The sequence below is a fragment of the Pseudomonas sp. 22085 genome, from assembly GCF_052045815.1.
Classification (GTDB): Bacteria; Pseudomonadota; Gammaproteobacteria; order Pseudomonadales; family Pseudomonadaceae; genus Aquipseudomonas; species Aquipseudomonas glycinae.
The window spans coordinates 260,689-278,068 of the sequence record NZ_JBQEQA010000001.1 but is presented as its reverse complement, the minus strand read 5'-3'; the positions used below and the strand labels follow the sequence as shown (position 1 = coordinate 278,068).

General features: G+C 61.0%; 13 protein-coding genes. 5 read left to right on the top strand and 8 right to left on the bottom strand.

Features of this window, described 5'->3' with window-relative positions:
* Positions 1-88: 88 nt before the first annotated feature.
* Entirely contained in the window at positions 89-742 is a 654-nt protein-coding gene (locus tag ACTJK7_RS01145; RefSeq protein WP_108562021.1) for a histidine phosphatase family protein, read from the bottom strand.
* Between the two features lie 326 nt (positions 743-1,068).
* Here ACTJK7_RS01145 and ACTJK7_RS01140 point away from each other — a divergent pair, with 326 nt between their 5' ends.
* Positions 1,069-2,382, top strand: coding sequence for a sensor histidine kinase (locus ACTJK7_RS01140; RefSeq protein WP_440779604.1), 1,314 nt, complete (start codon positions 1,069-1,071; stop codon positions 2,380-2,382).
* On the opposite strand, the gene ACTJK7_RS01135 is transcribed toward ACTJK7_RS01140, so the two are convergent.
* From ACTJK7_RS01135 to ACTJK7_RS01115, 5 genes are all read right to left on the bottom strand, one after another.
* Entirely contained in the window at positions 2,340-2,891 is a 552-nt protein-coding gene (locus ACTJK7_RS01135) for a PqiC family protein (protein ID WP_440779605.1), read from the bottom strand. The two genes, ACTJK7_RS01140 and ACTJK7_RS01135, sit on opposite strands and share 43 nt — an antisense overlap.
* A gap of 16 nt (positions 2,892-2,907) precedes the next feature.
* Positions 2,908-4,563 carry a PqiB family protein gene (locus ACTJK7_RS01130; RefSeq protein WP_440779606.1) on the bottom strand — a complete coding sequence of 552 codons (1,656 nt, stop codon included), beginning with the start codon at positions 4,561-4,563 and terminating at the stop codon, positions 2,908-2,910.
* Between the two features lie 112 nt (positions 4,564-4,675).
* Positions 4,676-5,977 (bottom strand): NAD(P)/FAD-dependent oxidoreductase, encoded by a 1,302-nt coding sequence (locus ACTJK7_RS01125; RefSeq protein WP_064381537.1) that lies wholly within the window; start codon positions 5,975-5,977, stop codon positions 4,676-4,678.
* Complete coding sequence (locus ACTJK7_RS01120; protein WP_064381539.1) at positions 5,974-7,062, bottom strand: polyamine ABC transporter substrate-binding protein; 1,089 nt, start codon at positions 7,060-7,062, stop codon at positions 5,974-5,976. Before ACTJK7_RS01120 ends, ACTJK7_RS01125 begins: the two co-directional genes overlap by 4 nt.
* Positions 7,063-7,238: 176 nt before the next feature.
* Positions 7,239-8,597, bottom strand: coding sequence for a glutamine synthetase family protein (locus tag ACTJK7_RS01115; RefSeq protein ID WP_064384094.1), 1,359 nt, complete (start codon positions 8,595-8,597; stop codon positions 7,239-7,241).
* Positions 8,598-8,759: 162 nt separating this feature from the next.
* Between ACTJK7_RS01115 and ACTJK7_RS01110 the strand changes: the two genes are divergently transcribed.
* The 4 genes from ACTJK7_RS01110 (at position 8,760) to ACTJK7_RS01095 (ending at position 13,692) form a co-directional block, all read left to right on the top strand.
* A complete protein-coding gene (locus tag ACTJK7_RS01110; protein WP_440779607.1) occupies positions 8,760-9,668 on the top strand; it encodes a helix-turn-helix domain-containing protein in 909 nt (302 codons plus the stop codon).
* Positions 9,669-9,767: 99 nt separating this feature from the next.
* Positions 9,768-10,277, top strand: coding sequence for a sigma-70 family RNA polymerase sigma factor (locus tag ACTJK7_RS01105; protein ID WP_108562011.1), 510 nt, complete (start codon positions 9,768-9,770; stop codon positions 10,275-10,277).
* Entirely contained in the window at positions 10,277-11,224 is a 948-nt protein-coding gene (locus ACTJK7_RS01100; RefSeq protein WP_323151990.1) for a FecR domain-containing protein, read from the top strand. Before ACTJK7_RS01105 ends, ACTJK7_RS01100 begins: the two co-directional genes overlap by 1 nt.
* 68 nt (positions 11,225-11,292) lie before the next feature.
* Positions 11,293-13,692: a TonB-dependent siderophore receptor gene (locus ACTJK7_RS01095; protein ID WP_440779608.1), complete on the top strand. Its 2,400-nt coding sequence runs from the start codon at positions 11,293-11,295 to the stop codon at positions 13,690-13,692.
* A gap of 85 nt (positions 13,693-13,777) precedes the next feature.
* On the opposite strand, the gene tspO is transcribed toward ACTJK7_RS01095, so the two are convergent.
* A complete protein-coding gene (gene tspO / locus ACTJK7_RS01090; RefSeq protein ID WP_440779772.1) occupies positions 13,778-14,224 on the bottom strand; it encodes a tryptophan-rich sensory protein TspO in 447 nt (148 codons plus the stop codon).
* Positions 14,225-14,282: 58 nt separating this feature from the next.
* Positions 14,283-17,228 (bottom strand): PAS domain-containing protein, encoded by a 2,946-nt coding sequence (locus ACTJK7_RS01085; RefSeq protein WP_440779609.1) that lies wholly within the window; start codon positions 17,226-17,228, stop codon positions 14,283-14,285.
* Between the last annotated feature and the right edge of the window lie 152 nt (positions 17,229-17,380).

The following is a 17,380-nucleotide window of genomic DNA, read 5'->3' as shown; positions in this document are numbered from 1 at the left end:
GTAGATACATTTCTCATTACAATTTAATGAAGTGTGCTTTGTTTAATTAAAAACAGCTCAGAACTGTCAATTAGCTGTAACCAGGACGTTAATCACTATTGAGTTGAGACCAAGCCTCGGCATTCAGAATGCCCAGCACTTTAAGTTGCCCCTTGGCATCAATGCGAACAAACAGCGTGCTTCCATAATCAGCGGCGATCGCATGGGGGAAACCAGTCTGTTTTTCAAAGTCGCTGATGCAGCCGCTGTGGGTGACCAGCACCAGATTGCGCTGTGCAACTTTGTGCGCCACCACCTCGTTACGCAGCGACGAACCGCAGGATTCAAGCCAGGTCTGTGCAGTAGCGTCCTGCCCGAACATGGCACGCGCCGTTTGCACGGTCCGGGTCAGCGGGCTGGTGAATACCTGTGCCTGCTGCATGCCCAGGCTCGTGAAACCCTTGCCCACCCGCACAGCCGAGTCATTGCCTACCTGAGTGATGCCGTCTTCCGGGCCCAGACAAAGATGGTCGGAGCGGTCGCAACGTTCAGCATGGCGCACCAGTGCCACCACTTCGCCCGCCTGCCAGGCCCTGGTCCAATCAGCCCTTGAGGCTTGCCCCGCGTGTCCCAGATCAATGGGGGAGCGGGTTACCCAGACAAAGCCGCTGACCAGCGCAATCGCCACCCCTGCACCGATGACCGTCAGCAGTTTTCCAGGTCGCAATATTCGACGTTGTTTATAGACTGCTGTTAATAGCATCTGTCGCTCCACGCCATGCCCCTTAACTTCGCAGGCGCAATTGGCCTGCGATTTAATCAACTTTATGGTTGCGTACTTGAATGCTGGCTGAATGTTGGGGCTATTCACGTCGGGCCGCAGTGAAGAACATGTGAAAAATTTGCGGGAGTTGGAAATGTGCAATTAATCAAGTTTCTGATAACCAGACTCAAATACGCTTTTTTTACCGGGCTGGCTTAACAACAGTTGCTGTTTGAGGTGAAGCTGAATCTGTTCGGTCCATCTATTGAGTACACACCGGATGTTGACCGCTGAGTCTGATAACCGAGGTGGAGTCCTGCAGCCGAATGGATTTCAAGCAAAGCCTGACGAAACGGATCGTCATCGTATTCGCCTCGATGAGTGCGCTGGTGGCCGGCGTATTTGCGCTGGGAATCGTAGCCACCGTGCATGTGGTGGAACACAAGTTGACGGCCACGACCTTGATGGGCGGACTGCATCGTTTGCTGGCAATGGATGACATCAGTCGCTGGAGCCATCGACCGGAAAAGAGCGAGCTGTTTTTCTTCGAAGGTGGACCGGGCGCCATGGCGCTGGTCCCGTCACTGGCGGCTCTGTCGCCGGGGTTTCAGGAGGTCATGTTCGAGGGCGATGGCTTTTTCGCCATGGTCGAGATGGTGGGCGGACGCAAGTACGTGCTGTTGCGTGACCAGGAAAGTCTCGAACAGCGTGAGCGTCTGTTGTTCATTGTGGTGGCGGTCGGGTTCATCCTGAGCATTCTGCTGGCGATTGTGCTGGGCCGATTGCTGGCACGACGGGTAATGGCTCCGGTCATCCGTCTGGCGCGCCAGGTGCGTCACCGCGACCAGTTACTGGTGCTGGCGCCGCCTCTGCATCCGGACTACGCGGCGGACGAAGTCGGAGAACTGGCACTCTCGTTCGATCAGACACTGGGCCGGCTGCGCGACACGCTGAGCCGCGAAAAACTGTTCACCAGCGACGTGAGTCATGAACTTCGCACACCGTTGATGGTGCTCGGCGGCGCCTGCGAGTTGCTGCTCGCCAATCCGTCGCTCGATACCCGCTCGGCCGCGCAGGTCAACCGCATCGCACGGGCCAGTCATGAAATGCGTCAATTGGTGGATACCTTCCTGATGCTCGCCCGCGCCCAGGAAGATACCGGTGGCGACATTTGCGTTTCCCTTGGGGAAGTTGCACGCGTTCAGGCGGAGATCTGGGGAAGGCTGATCCGCGAAAAAGGGCTGGAATTTTTTTGCGACATCAATCCGGCCGGCACGGCTCGTTACAACCAGACCTTTTTGCAGTCAGTGATGGGTAACCTGCTGCGCAATGCCTGGCATTACACCGATCAGGGTTTTGTGAGGCTGACCGTCGGGGAATGCGGATTTGTGGTTGAAGACAGTGGCATCGGCATTCCAGAAGAACGCCGACAAGCGATGTTCCAGCCATTCGTGCGGGGTGACGAGCGTCGAGGCGAGGGGCTTGGGCTGGGGTTGTCACTGGTGCAGCGGATTTGCAATCGCGAGCACTGGCAGGTCGACCTGACAACCCGTGAGCCCCACGGTTGTCGTTTTACCGTCCTTTTGAAGACGGACGCTCAGGACGCCGGTGGACAGCCCCGCGCAGTGCCCGCCGCCTGACCGATCAACGCGGCCAGACGCTTGACGTTGTTCTGCTGGGCCGCCACCAGATCGTCAATGCTCGGCCCGGACGGGGTTTGCAGCAGCGAGCGGCAAGCGAGCAGGGCGTCGTCTCCGGTGTTGGCCTGGCGCAGGCGCCATTTGACGTCGATCAGCCCGTATTGGCCGGGTATCGAATCGAAGCGTTGCACATCAATGCGCACCGAGGTTTTGCGCGGGCCGCCGGCATTACTGAGCTGATCCACCAGCGCGCTGCGCAACTCATCGCTGAGGCTGGCGCCCCACCATTCGGTCTCAAGGATCGCCAGGCCGCTGTTGCCCTGGCGGATCACGATTTGCGGCCGGTCGACCTGGGGCGGCACGCTGATGCCTTCGATGGCGATTTCCGAGCCGGCGCGGCCGGCCATCGGTTGCGTCGGCGTCAGGGTATGAAAGCTGATCGGAGCGCTTTTGCAGGCGCCGAGCAGCAAGCCAATGGCGAGCACGGTGAACTTCAGCGGTAAAGCCATGGGACAGCTCCTGTGCTCAGTTGCGCGGCGGCCCTTTGAGGTCCAGCGGCGCGGCGTTGTCGGGGCGGCCGCGAATCAACGATTCCGGATGACGGCCCAGATAATCGGACAGCTCACGCAGCGAACGCGACATGCGCCCAAGCTCGTCGAGGGTCTCGGTCAGTTGCTCGCGTTGCGGCGAGTCTTCGGCCAGGGTCGAGCTGGCCGACTGCAGGGTCTTGCTCAGGTCGGCGAGGGTGTTCTGTACGCCGGGCAGGGTCCTGGCGTTGAACTGGCTCAGGCCTTTGCGCAATTCCACGAGGTTGCTGTCGAGGTTGCCGGCAATCCGTTCCACCGGCAGTTTGTTGAGCTTGTCGATCATTGCTTCGAGTTTTTCCTGCAACTGTTCGAGGCTGCCGGGGACGGTCGGAACGCTGATCGGGCGGGCGGTCGGGTCGAACGCGACTTTTTCGGCTTTGGGGAAGAAATCCAGCGCGATGTACAACTGGCCGGTCAGCAGATTGCCGCTGCGAGCCTGGGCACGCAGACCGTTGTCGATAAAGGTGCCAATCAGGCGCACGGCAGCGGCTTCATCGTCCGGATTGTGGTCGAGTACCTTGAGCATCTTGATGTGGGCCTGACCGAGGCGCTGCGGGTAAATCACGATGCCGACGTTGAGCGGGAAGCTGCGCTTTTTCGCGTCGAAGTCCAGGTTGACGCTCACCACCCGGCCGATCTCGATGCCGAGGAATTCCACCGGCGCATCGACTTTCAGCCCGCGCAGGGCCTGATCGAAACGCAGGGTCAGGTACTGCGCTTTGCCGTTGGGCGGGGCGAGGGCGGTTTGCTGGTCTTCAAACAGGTCGTAGGTTCTTTCTTCGGCAGCGGCAACGTCGTTGGGGCTGTACTCCGGCGCTCGGAAGGCGATGCCGCCCACCAGCAAGGTCGACAACGATTCGGTTTTCACCGCAAAACCGTTGGCGCCGACGTTGACATCAATCCCGCTGGCGTTCCAGAACCGGGTGTTTTCCGTGACGTAGGCGTCGTTCGGCGCATGGATGAACACTTCGATGTTCACTCCTTTGCCATCGGCATCCAGCGCGTAGGCCACCACCTGGCCCACCGGAATCTTGCGGTAATAGACCGGCGAGCCGATGTCCAGCGAACCGAGGTCCGAGGCATGCAGGTTGAAGCGTTTACCCGGTTCGCCGTAGGTGATCGGCGGTGGGTTCTCCAGGCCCTTGAAATGCTTCGAGCGCGAGCTGGACTGACCGATGTCGGCGCCGATGTAGTCGCCGGACAGCAATGTGTCGATGCCCGAGACACCGCCCGCACCAATGCGTGGGCGAACGACCCAGAACTGCGAGTCTTCGCGGGTGAAGGTTTCGGCCTGCTTGGCCAGTTTGATCGTGGCGTTGACGCTTTTCTGGTCGTCGCTCAGTTCGACATCCGTGACCTGGCCGATCACTACGTTGCGGTATTTGACTTCGGTCTTGTTGGCGGTCAGGCCGCTGCCGGTCTTGAAGGTGACGGTGATGGTCGGGCCTTCCTGCATCAGGTTGTGCACCACCAGCGAGAGGCCCACCAGCACCGCGACGATCGGCACGATCCACACCAGCGAAATGCTGAAACGCCGGGTCTTGATCGGCGCCTGGCCGGGCGCTCGCGGTTGATCGGCGGCTGACGACTCCATCCATGACCTCCAGGGTGTGTGGGCACTGAGCGTCAGGAACGCAAAAGCACTTCATCAATATAGAAGTGCTTCGCGATAGAGCAAATGCGCGGGGCGCTTTAACCGGCAGGCCTCATCCCAGCAGCTCCCGCAGGCGATACCAGAACATGCCCAGTGCCAGCAGTGGCGAGCGCAGCGCCGGGCCGCCGGGGAAGGTCATGTGCGGCACATTGCTGAACACGTCCATGCCCTGACTGTGGCCGGCATGAATCGCTTCGCCCAGCAGCCTGGCGCACCAGTGGGTGACGTTCAGACCGTGACCGGAATAGCCCTGGGCGTAGAACACGTTCGGGTGCTGCTTCAAACGGCCGACCTGCGGGAAGCGGTTGGCGGTGATGCCGATCTTGCCGCCCCACTGATAGTCGATGCGCACATCCGCCAGTTGCGGGAACACCTTGAGCATCTTTGGTCGCATGTACGCGGCGATGTCCGCCGGGTCCCGTCCCGAATAATGGCAGGCGCCGCCGAACAGCAAGCGCCGATCCGCCGAGAGCCGGTAGTAGTCGAGGCCGACTTTCTGATCGCACAGCGCCAGGTTCTGCGGAATCAGCTCGGCGGCGCGTTCCGCCGACAGCGGTTCAGTGGCGATGATGTAACTGCCAGCGGGCAGCACTTTGCCGCTGAGTTGCTGTTCAAGTTCATCCAGATGCGCGTTGCAGCCGAGCACAAGACTGCCGGCGCGCACCGTGCCGCTCTGGGTGCGGACTTGAACGGTCGAACCGTGGAGAATTTCCAGCACCGGGCTCTGCTCGAAAATCCGCACCCCGAGGGACGCCGCCAGCCGCGCTTCACCCTGCACCAGGTCGAGCGGGTGCAGATGGCCTGAGCCCATGTCGATCAGGCCGCCCTTGTAGACCCCCGCGTTCACTACTTGCTGACGAATCAGCTCAGGGGCGACCAGCCGCGTTTCATGGCGGTAACCCAACTGCGCCAGGCTTTCCTGCTCGGCCTTGAAGGCGTCGAACTGCGCCGGGGTGTTGGCCAGCTCGCAGAAGCCCCAGCGCAGGTCGCACTCGATGGCGTTGTCGGTGATGCGCTGGCGCACCAGCTCCACCGAATCGATCCCGGCCCGGTGCAGGTAGCGCACGCCTTCGCTGCCGACATGCCGGGCGAAGCCTTCGACGTCATGACCGATCCCGCGAATCAACTGCCCGCCATTGCGCCCGCTGGCGCCCCAGCCGATGCGCCGGGCTTCAAGCAGGATCACCGAGAGTCCGCGCTGCGCCAGTTCAATGGCCGCGTTGACGCCAGTGAAACCGCCACCGATCACGCAGACGTCGGCGATCAGATCACCCGCCAGTTCCGGATAGGGTGTGCTGGCCCGGGCCGATGCGGCGTAATAGGAGTGTGCGTGTTCCTGGGTGTACTGATTCATTTGTTCGACTTCACTTTGCTCCAGGACCGGGTCATCAGACGCATGATCGACTGGGGCGGGGTAGAGGAGATGTAGAGCTTGTCGAGGACTTCCTGGGACGGATAGACCTCGGGATTGTTGACCAGCTCGGGATCCATGTATTGCTTGGCCGCCGGGTTCGGGTTGGCGTAGCCGACCGAGGCGCTGACCTTGGCAATCACTTGCGGATCGAGCAGGTAATTGATGAAGGCGTGGGCTTCCTTGGTGTTGCTGGCATCAGCGGGAATCGCCAGCAGGTCGAACCACAGGTTCGCGCCTTCCTTGGGAATCGAGTACGCGATGTTCACGCCGTTCTTGGCTTCCTTGGCGCGGTTGGCGGCCTGGAACACATCGCCGGAATAACCGAAGGCCACGCAGATGTCGCCGTTGGCCAGGTCGGACACGTATTTCGAAGAATGGAAATAGGTGATGTATGGCCGGATGCTCAGCAGTTTCTCTTCGGCCTTCTTGTAGTCTTCGGGTTTCTCGCTGCGCGGGTCCATGCCCATGTAGTTGAGGATCGCCGGGAACACTTCATCGGCGGAGTCCATCATCGACACGCCACACTGGGTGAGTTTCTTCAGGTTTTCCGGTTCGAACAGCACGGCCCAGGAGTCGATGTGATCGATGCCCAGCACTTGCTTGACCTTGTCGACGTTGTAGCCGATGCCATTGGTGCCCCACAGATACGGCACCGAGTGCTGGTTGCCGGGATCGTTTTTCTCAAGCAGGGCCAGCAGTTTCGGGTCGAGGTTTTTCCAGTTCGGCAGTTGCGAGCGGTCCAGCTTGAGGAACGCACCGGCCTTTACCTGACGGGCGAGGAAGTGGTTGGACGGCACCACCACGTCATACCCGGTGCGGCCGGCAAGCAGTTTGCCTTCGAGGGTTTCATTGGAGTCGAAAACGTCGTAGATCACCTTGATCCCGCTGGAGGACTGGAAGTCGGCGAGGGTGGTTTCGCCAATGTAATCGGTCCAGTTGTAGACGCTGACCTGGGGTTGGGCGAAGGCACCGGCACTGCACGCCAATGCCAGTGCGGCGGGAATCAGGGATTTCAACAGACGCATATCGACACCTCTTCGAATTATTGGATTTTTCAGGCGACTCTTGCTGATCGTTCCCACGCTCCGCGTGGGAATGCCTCAATGGACGCTCCGCGTCCGCTCTTGGGACGCAGAGCGTCCCGGGCTGCATTCCCACGCAGAGCGTGGGAACGATCGTGGGTTGGTTTTTGTTGTTTTAATCAGACGCTCAGCAACAGGAACTCCCGCTCCCAGGAGCTGATCACGCGCTTGAAGTTTTCATGCTCGGCGCGTTTCACCGCGACGTAGCCGCGCACGAACTTGCTGCCCAGGTAGCGCGCGACGGTGTCGCACTCTTCCATCTGGGTCAGGGCTTCTTCGATGGTGATTGGCAGGCGCAGGTTGCGGCGCTCGTAAGCCCGGCCTTCGACGGCAGCGCTCGGTTCGATGCCTTCGACCATGCCGATGTAACCGCACAGCAGGCTGGCGGCGATGGCCAGGTACGGGTTGGCGTCGGCGCCCGGCAGACGGTTTTCAACTCGCATCGCCTCAGGCCCGGAGGTCGGCACCCGCAGGCCGACGGTGCGGTTTTCTTCGCCCCATTCGACGTTGACCGGCGCCGAGGTGTCCGGCAGGAAGCGGCGGAACGAGTTCACGTTCGGCGCGAACATCGGCAGCACTTTCGGGATGTACTTCTGCAGGCCGCCGATGTGATGGCGGAACAGGTCGCTCATGCTGCCGTCGGCATTGGCGAAAATCGGCTGGCCGCTGGCGATCTCGACCACGCTCTGGTGCAGGTGCATGGCGCTGCCGGGCTCATCGCCGATCGGCTTGGCCATGAAAGTTGCGGTGACGTTGTGCTTGAGCGCCGCCTCACGCAAGGTGCGTTTGAACACGGTGATCTGGTCGGCCAGATCCAGCGCGTCGCCGTGGCGGAAGTTGATTTCCATCTGCGCCGGGCCGTCTTCGTGGATCAGCGTGTCCAGGTCCAGGCCTTGCAGTTCGCACCAGTCGTAGACATCTTCGAACAATGGATCGAATTCGTTGGCCGCATCGATGGAGAACGACTGGCGACCGCTTTCGGCGCGACCGGAACGGCCCAGCGGTGCCTTGAGCGGCAGGTCCGGGTCTTCGCAGCGCTGGGTCAGGTAGAACTCCATTTCCGGCGCCACGATCGGCTTCCAGCCTTTGTCGGTGTACAGCTGCAGGACTTTTTTCAGCACGTTGCGCGGCGACAGTTCGATCGGGTTGCCGAACTTGTCGAAGGTGTCGTGGATGACGATGGCGGTCGGCTCGATGGCCCACGGGATCACGTACACCGCGTCGCTCACCGGCTTGCAGACCATGTCGATGTCGGCCGGGTCGAGCAGGTCGTAGTAGATGTCGTCGTCGACAAAATCCCCGGTTACCGTTTGCAGCAGCACACTTTCCGGCAGGCGCATGCCTCGCTCATGCAGGAACTTGTTGGTCGGTGCAATTTTGCCGCGGGCGATGCCGGTCAGGTCGCTGACCACGCATTCCACTTCGGTAATCTTGTGATCTTTCAGCCATGTGAACAGCTGATCGAAAGGGGCATTCATAAAGACCTCGTCGTTGGTTTTGTTGACGCGGGGGAAGTGCGATTTCATCTTTCGCAGGCTTCCCCTGTGGCGCGTTGACGACTATCTTGGGCGGGCCTTGTTGTTCCATCTATCCACTTTCAGCAGCACCAAAGCGCACCAAAAGAGTGCGCAAGGTCTCCCATGACAACGTGTAATCCGCTACAGGTTCAAGCGTTCAACACCGCCGATGTCACCGAGCAAATCCGCGCCACGCCGGGTTGGGTGCAGCATTACCAGCAGATGTCGCCAGGGCATTTCGCCGGGCAGATCCGCTATCTGGATTTGCAGGGTGTTGAGGTTTACGAAGAACAGATGAACACCCGGGTCGAGCAGAATTTCAGCGCGCCGCAAGGGTCGCTGGCGTTCTGTTTTGATCGCAGCGACAACGCGCTCTATCTGCTCAATGAAGAGAGCCGCAACATCTGGATCACCCCGGAGAACTACCAGGAAATCGCCGTGGTGTTCGGCCCGGAGTTCGTCCGCCGCAACGGCCTGGACATGGCCAGGCTGGAAGGTTTGTTCATGGCGCCGCTCAATGGCGCGCAGAACGGATTGTTCAGCCGCTGGTTAAGCTCCACGCTCACGAAGTTGTCGCAAACCCTTGATCAGCCAAGCAAAGAAGCGCTGACCCAGCAGTTGCTGGAGGACTGCCTGTTCATCCTCGACAACGCGAGCGTGTGTCTGGACGGTGGTGGCTTGCAGCGTCGCGCCGAAGAGCGAATCACCCTCAAACGCGTGGGCGAGTGGGCAGCGGATTCGCCGGAAGAAACCCTCAATCTGCTCGAGTTATCGCGGGTCGCCGGAGTTTCCGTGCGCCAGTTGCAGCAGACCTTCAAGGCCTACACCGGGATGTCGCCGAGTCATTGGCTGCGTTTGCGCAGGCTCAACAGTGCGCGGCGGGAACTGCTCAAACGTTCAGCGGCGGACACCACGGTGGCGGAGGTCGCGATGAACTGGTCGTTCTGGCATTTGGGGCGTTTTTCAAGCAGTTACCGAGCGTTGTTCAAGGAGTTGCCGAGCGAGACGTTGAAGCGCTCTTCTTCTTCGTGACAGGCATGCGCTTGAAATCGCCGGAAAAGAACGTGGTTTCACGCCAGTATATTAATTAGAATCACTCTCATTTGTATCCTTCAGGCAGGATCTGTTGAGATGATTGAAGCGGCCAAGCCACCGGAACACAGCCTGCACGACCTGTATCGCGATCATCGAGGCTGGCTGGAAAACTGGCTGCGCCGACGCATGGGCAATGCGTGGGATGCCGCTGACCTGAGTCAGGATACGTTTCTGCGGGTGCTCGGCAGTTCGCAAGCGCTCGTCGATATGCGTGAGCCCCGCGCCTATCTGCTGACGGTCGGCAAGCGACTGCTGAGCAATTTCTACACCCGGCGCAGCCTCGAGCAGGCTTATCTGAATGCTCTGGCACAGCTCCCTGAAGACTGCGTGCCGTCCCCGGAGCAGCGCTGGATTCTGCTGGAAACCCTACAGGCGCTTGATGAATTGCTCGATGGCCTGCCGCGCGCCGTACGCCGGGCATTTCTGTGGAGTCAGCTCGAAGGCCTGGGCTACCGCGAAATTGCCGAACGCCTGCAAGTGTCCGAACGCACCGTCAAGCGCTACATGGCCCAGGCTTACGAACACTGTCTGTTGGTGGACATGTAATGCGCACGGCACCGTCGAGCGAGGCCCGCGAGGTCGCACGGGCCGCTGCACAGTGGTTGGCGTTGTTTGAATCCGGCGAGGCGACGGACGCCGATCACGCCCGATTGCAAACGTGGCGTAACAGTCACAGCAGCCACGAAAACGCCTGGCAAAAAGCCCAACTGTTGCGTCAACGCTTCTGCGAACTGCCCCCGGCGCTGGCGATGGCCACCCTGGACCGACCAGATCCCGCACGGCGTGCAGCGCTCAAACGCATGCTCGGTGTTGCCGCACTGGTGCCAGCGGCCTGGCTGATCAGTCGTCAATTGCCGCTGGATGTCTGGCGCGCCGATTTGCACACCGGTACGGGTGAACGCAAAAAATGGCCGCTGGCCGATCGCAGCGTCTTGCAGCTCAATACCGACAGTGCGCTGAACGTCGATCTTGCGGCCCGTCAGTTAACCTTGGTGCGCGGTGAAATGGCGCTCAGGGTGTCGGGCGCCGCGCCATTGGCGATCCGCTCCCCATACGGTCGGATCACGGTCAGCGGCAGTGAAGTCTGCGTGCGGCTCGACGAGCGCACTTGTCAGGTTGCGGTGGTCAGCGGGGCTGTGCAGCTGCAACCCCTGCAAGGGCCGGGATTGACCTTGCATGCGGGGCAACGGATCAGCCTGCAAGCCAGTGGTGCTGGCCCGATTGGCACGTTCGACGCCATGCTGCCGGACTGGCGCAGCGGTGTTCTGATGGCGCAAAACCAGCCGCTTGGGGATTTTCTGCGTGAGCTGGGCCGGTATCGATCCGGATTGCTGCGCTGGGATCCGGCGCTGGAAACCCTGCGTGTCACTGGCAGTTTCCGTCTCGACAACACCGATCGCGTGCTGACCCTGCTGGCCGCGAGCTTGCCGCTGGACGTGCAATCTCGTACGCGTTACTGGGTCACTTTGGTGCCACGGAAAAATATCGGTTGAAGCCTGTCCCTTTTTTTCTCCTCGCTGGTCATTTCAGTCAAGTGAACTGAAAACGAGAGCTTCTCCCCATGTCCGCAGTATTTCCCAGCCGTATGCGTCCATTATTGCAGTTGAGCCTGATGCTGAGTCTGAGTACCAGCCCGTTGGTGATGTCCGAGAGCCGGGCCGACGACGCCCGTCGCAGTTATCAAGTGCCGGCCGGCAGCCTGAGTGCCGCGTTGACCCGCTTCGCGGGACTGGCCGGCGTCAATCTGTCAGTGGACCCGGCGCTGGTCAGCGGGCGCAGCAGTTCGGGACTGGCCGGTGATTTCGGGGTGGAAGAGGGCTTCGCCCGGCTGCTCTCCGGCTCGGGCCTGCAACTGCAACCGGTGGGCGAACAAGCCTACATTCTGGTGCCAGCGCCCGAGGGCGGCAGCCTGCAACTGGCGCCGACCTCAATTCTTGGGGCCCAGGACGCCGGTGGAGGGGATGTATTCGCCGGCGGCCAGGTGGCGCGACGGGGTTCGCAAGGTTTGCTGGGCTCGCGGGATTTCATGGAAACACCGTTCAGCATGACTACCTACACCAGCGAGGCGGTCAAGAATCAGCAGGCGCGTACCCTGGGCGATCTGATCGCCAGCGATCCCTCCGTCCGCGCAACCAACCCGGCCGGCGGCCGCTACGAGCAATTCACCATTCGCGGTTTCAGCCTCTTCAACAGCGATGTCGCCTACAACGGCCTCTACGGCGTGCTGCCCACTTACACGATCGACATGGAAATGGCCGATCGCGTCGACATCCTCAAGGGCCCGAGCCAACTCATCAACGGTATCTCTCCGCGCGGCAGCGTCGGTGGCGGCATCAACGTCGTGCCAAAACGCGCGACCGACACGCCGATCACTTCATTGACCGCCAACTACGCGTCGAACAACCAGGTCGGCGGCGCGGTGGATGTCGGCCGGCGGTTTGGCGAAGACAATCAGTTCGGCCTGCGCTTCAACGGCGTGAAACAATCCGGCGATACCGAGTGGGATCATCAAAGTGTCGATCGTGACATGGCGGTGCTGGGCCTGGATTTTCGTGGTGAGCGCCTGCGGCTCTCGACTGATGTCGGGCACACGGAACGTGACACCGATGCGCCGCAGGAGCGGGTCCAGGTCGGCGCCAATGCGCGGGTACCGAGCGCCAGTGATGTGCGCCATAACTACGCGCAACCCTGGAGCAAGGCGCGCACCAAAGATACGTTCGGTACGGTCAACGCCGAGTTCGATGTCAACGATTCGACGATGCTGTATGGCGGTGTCGGCGCACGTAAAAGCAATCACGATTTTCTTCGGCACGCGGTTTCGGTGACCAACAACGCCGGGGACTTCAGTGTCCAGCCCCGGGATTTCACCCGTGACGAAAACGTCCGTACGGCAACGGCCGGTGTGCGCAACTGGTTTCACACCGGACCCGTGAGCCACGAGATCAATCTGGCCGCCAGCTATTTCTACATGGATTTCGAGAACGGCGGCGCGCGTTATGCAGCAGCCCCCAGCAATCTCTACCACCCGGTGGAAACCCGGACACCCGTGCGCCCAACACGGCAGGATGCCGAGGTCTACACCGAGAATCGCTTCAGCGGCGTGGCCCTGGCCGACACCTTGGGTTTCTTCGATGACCGTCTGCTGCTGACCCTCGGGGCGCGCTGGCAGCGCGTGAAGGTTGATGACTGGTCCGACAACGTCAAGGGCGACACCGCCTACGATGAGGAAAAGGTATCGCCCTCGGGTGGTCTTCTGTTCAAGGCCACCGAAAATTTGTCGCTGTACGCGAACTATATGGAAGGCTTGAGCCAGGGCAAGATCGCGCCGTCGACCTCCGTGAACGAGGACGAAATCTTCCCGCCATTCATCAGCCGCCAGGTCGAAGTGGGCGCCAAGTACGACGCCGGCTCGTTCGGCCTGACCGCGGCGGTGTTCCGGATCAAGCAGCCGGCTTACGAAACCAACGCCGTTACGCGGGTGTTCGGCCCCAACGGCAAACGGCAGAACGACGGTGTGGAACTGTCTGTGTTCGGCGAACCGCTCAAAGGCTTTCGACTGCTGGGTGGCGTCATGTATATCGACAGTGAACTGACCCATACCACCAACGGCACGTTCGACGGCAATCGTGCACCGGCGACGCCCAAGTACAACGTCAACCTGGGCGCCGAGTGGGACGTGCCGAACGTGCAGGGGCTGACATTGACCGGGCGGGGGATCTATTCCAGCTCGCAGTATCTGGATCAGTCCAACAACAAGGAAATTGACGCCTGGGAGCGCTTTGATGTGGGTGCACGGTACGCGTTCAGGGTCGACGAAAAGACCATCACGCTACGGGCCAACGTGGAGAATGTGGCGGACAAGCGTTACTGGAGCTCCGCCGGGGCTTCGGATGACAGCGAGCCGGGTTTGACGCTGGCGACGCCGCGAACCTATCTGCTGTCGGCGACGGTGGATTTCTGAGCGTTGAATTCAGCGAGAGCGCCGGGATTGGTCACGGGTAGCCGGCGCCAGTTGAAGTGCCCGTCATCCTCGTGACGGGCGCACACTAACCAATCCGGTTATTGCGCATGATCGAAAAATTAAGCGCCGCAGCGACACACAGCCAGGCCAGATAGGGAAACAGGATCAACCCGGTGATCACGTCCAGGCGCAAGGCCAGGATCACCATCGTTGCGACGACCAACCACAACAGCACGAGAATGATCATCGCGGCAACGATCCGCTGCGCGCCGAAGAACACCGGCGTCCACAGCGTGTTCAGCGCAATCTGCGCCGCCCACAATGCCAGCACCTGTTCGCTGCCGGGAATCATGGTCAAGCGATAGCCAACCCAGGCCAGCAGCAGATAAATCGTCGTCCAGGCCACCGGAAACACCCAGTTGGGTGGCGTGAACTTCGGTTTGTTGAGCTGCGCGTACCATTGGCCGGGCTGGAAAACCATGCCGGTGGTTGCCGCCGCACCGCACGCGATCAGAAAAATCAGGAAATTCACCATTTATCACTCCTTGGCCGCAGCCAGTCTGCCTGGTTTATTCCGCCGCAGCGGTCGTTCATTCGGATTTTGAGCACATCAATTCACTGACCCGCGCTACCAGTGTGTCGACCGCGAAGGGCTTGGTCAGCACCTGCATGCCAGGGCCAAGTTGACCGGCGCCGATCACTGCGTTCTCCGCATATCCGGTAATGAAGAGCGTGGTCAGGTTCGGGCGGATCTCCCGGCCGGCATCCGCCAGCTGCCGGCCGTTCATGCCACCCGGCAGGCCGACATCGGTGATCAGCAGGTCGATGCGCACGTTCGATTGCAACACCTTCAGTCCGGCAACGCTGTCGCCCGCCTCAAGCAGGTTGTAGCCGAGATCGCCGAGCACTTCGGTCAACAAGGCGCGCACGGTGGGTTCATCGTCGACCACCAGAATGGTCTCGCTGGCCTTGGGCACCAACGCCGGAGCGATGTGATTGTCATCGTGACTCTGCACGGGATCGCCACGGTGACGAGGCAGGTAGATGCACATCGTGGTGCCCCGGTCGACCTGCGAGTGCACGCGCACCTGGCCGCCGGATTGCTTGGCAAACCCGTAGATCATTGACAACCCCAGCCCGGTGCCCTGGCCTAGCGGTTTGGTGGTAAAAAACGGGTCAAAGGCCTTGGCGATGACATCGGCCGACATGCCAGTGCCGGTATCGGTGACACACAGGCACACATACTCGCCCTCGGGCATGTCCAGCGCGCCAGCGGTCTCGGCGTCCATGATGCGATTGGCGGTCTCGATGGTGATGCGTCCGCCGTCGGGCATTGCATCGCGGGCGTTGATACACAGGTTGAGCAGGGCGTTTTCCAGTTGACTGGCATCGACCAGTGTCGGCCAGAGCACCGACGAGCCAATGGTTTCCAGAAGAATGCTCGGGCCCACCGTGCGCTGGATCAGTTCGGTCATGCCGGTCATCAGCGTGTTGACGTCGGTGGGCCGCGGATCGAGGGTCTGGCGTCTGGAGAAGGCCAGCAGGCGGTGGGTGAGGGCGGCGGCACGCTTGACCGCGCCTTGTGCAGTCACCATGTACTTGTCGACTTCGTTCAAGCGGCCCTGATTGATCCGCGCACCCATCAACTCCAGCGCGCCGGAAATGCCGGCCAGCAAGTTGTTGAAATCGTGAGCGAGGCCTCCCGTCAGTTGGCCGACCGCTTCCATCTTCTGCGATTGACGCAGTTTCTCCTCTGCCTGCATCAACTCGGCGGTGCGCGATGACACCCGTTGTTCTAGGGTGTCGTTGAGCGAACGCAACGCGGCAATAGCCCGGTCGCGCTCCGCCTCGACGGTGCGGCGCTCCTCGACATCAATCAGCACGCCGGGAAAGCGCAGCGGCGTTGCGTCCTCTGCACATTCAACACGCCCGTTCGCCTCGATCCACTGGTATCTGCCGTCCTCGCGCCGTACACGGTACTGATGGGAATAAGCGCCTCCACGACTAATGGCTTCGTCGATTGCCGTGGTCAGGCTATCGCGGTCGTCGGGGTGCACGCTGGTGATCACTTGTTCGAGGCTTAGGCCTTCACGCCCCAGTGCCGGGTCGAGATTGAACACCTGAGCGAAGCCTTCGTCGATGGCAAAACGGTCGGTCAGCAGATCCCAGTGCCAGGTGCCGATAATGGCGCCGGCCGCGAGCGCCAGTTGCACGCGCTCGACGTTCTCCCGGGCGATCGCCTCACTGGCTCGCAAGCGGTCTTCTGCCGCGCGCCGCTCGGTGACGTCGTTGAACAGGATCGCGATCTGCCGGTCGGCCGGGTCACCGACCCGCACCGCGCGCACATCGAACCAGCGCTCGAAGGTATTGGCGTAGTTCTCGAAATTCGCCGGCTCTCCGGTCTTGGCCACGTGGCCGTAGGTTTCGAACCAGAAGCGTTCCAGATTGGGCGCGAATTCGGTCACCCATTTACCGCGCAGGTTGACCCCGCACTGGCGCTCGAACGCCGGGTTGGCCTCGACGAAGTAGTAGTCGACTGGCTCGTCGTTGGCGTCGAATTTGACTTTGACGATGGCAAACGCCGACTCGATGGTTTCCAGAATGGTACTGAAACGCTCTTCACTGCGGCGCAACGCCGTTTCGGCACTGCGCGAGCGCGTGAGGTCAAGCATCGCGCCGATCATGCGTTCGGCCTGGCCGGATTGATTGCGGATCAAATGCCCGCGATCGAGCACCTCGGCATAGGAGCCATCCTGACAGCAGAACCGATACTCGGCACTCCATGTCGTGCCGTCGCCTTCGATGGCGGCGCGGATCGATGCCTGCACCCGCGCCTGATCCTGCGGATGGATCCGCGCGAACCGCCAGTCGCCACTGGGATCAACGTTCTCCAGCGGGAAACCGTACGCCTGTTGCAACGCCTGGTTCCAGATGATCTGGTTGGTTTGCAGATCCCAGTCCCACACCGCATCACTGGTGGCCATGACGGCCAGTCGATAGCGTTCCTTGGTTTCGATTATGGCGCGCCCGAACAGATGCTCCTGAGTACGGTCGCGGAGAATTTTCACGAAGCCCAAATGAGCCTGGTCTTCATCGTAGAGCGGCATCAGCTCGCCAGAGGCCCAGAATCGCTCGCCGTCCTTGCGCAAATGCCATCGCTCATCGTAGGCACGGCCTTCGACAAGGGCGCGCTGCATTTCCTGTTCGACCCGGCCGGCGGCGCGGTCCTCAGGTGTGAAAAAGCAGGCCGCGCTCTGGCCGCGAACCTCTTCGGCGGACCAGCCCAGCACATTGGTTGCGCCGCAGTTCCATTCCGTGATGTATCCGCCGAGGTCAGTGACGACCATCGCGAAATCCACTGCACTCTCGAAAACCGCGCGCTGCCGCGCCTCACTACGAGCGAGCGCGGCCTGACTGGCGTGCAGTCGCGCCGTGATGTCGCGCTCATTGTCGACTTCAGTGCTCTGCAAGGCGGCGCGTAATCGCTTGACCTCGGACTCGAGCGCTTCGCGACTAAGGTGTTTGAGGGTGTCCATCTCGCCTTCTTGGTTGAATTTTTCAGGGGCCGATTTCAGAGGGTCGGACATGCCCGACAGGTGCCGTCAATATCGGGAAGCGTTGTGGCTGCTGATCCGTTGACAGGTTGCTTCGTCGTTAAGTTTCACTGATGGAGCAAGGTCGTCTCGGG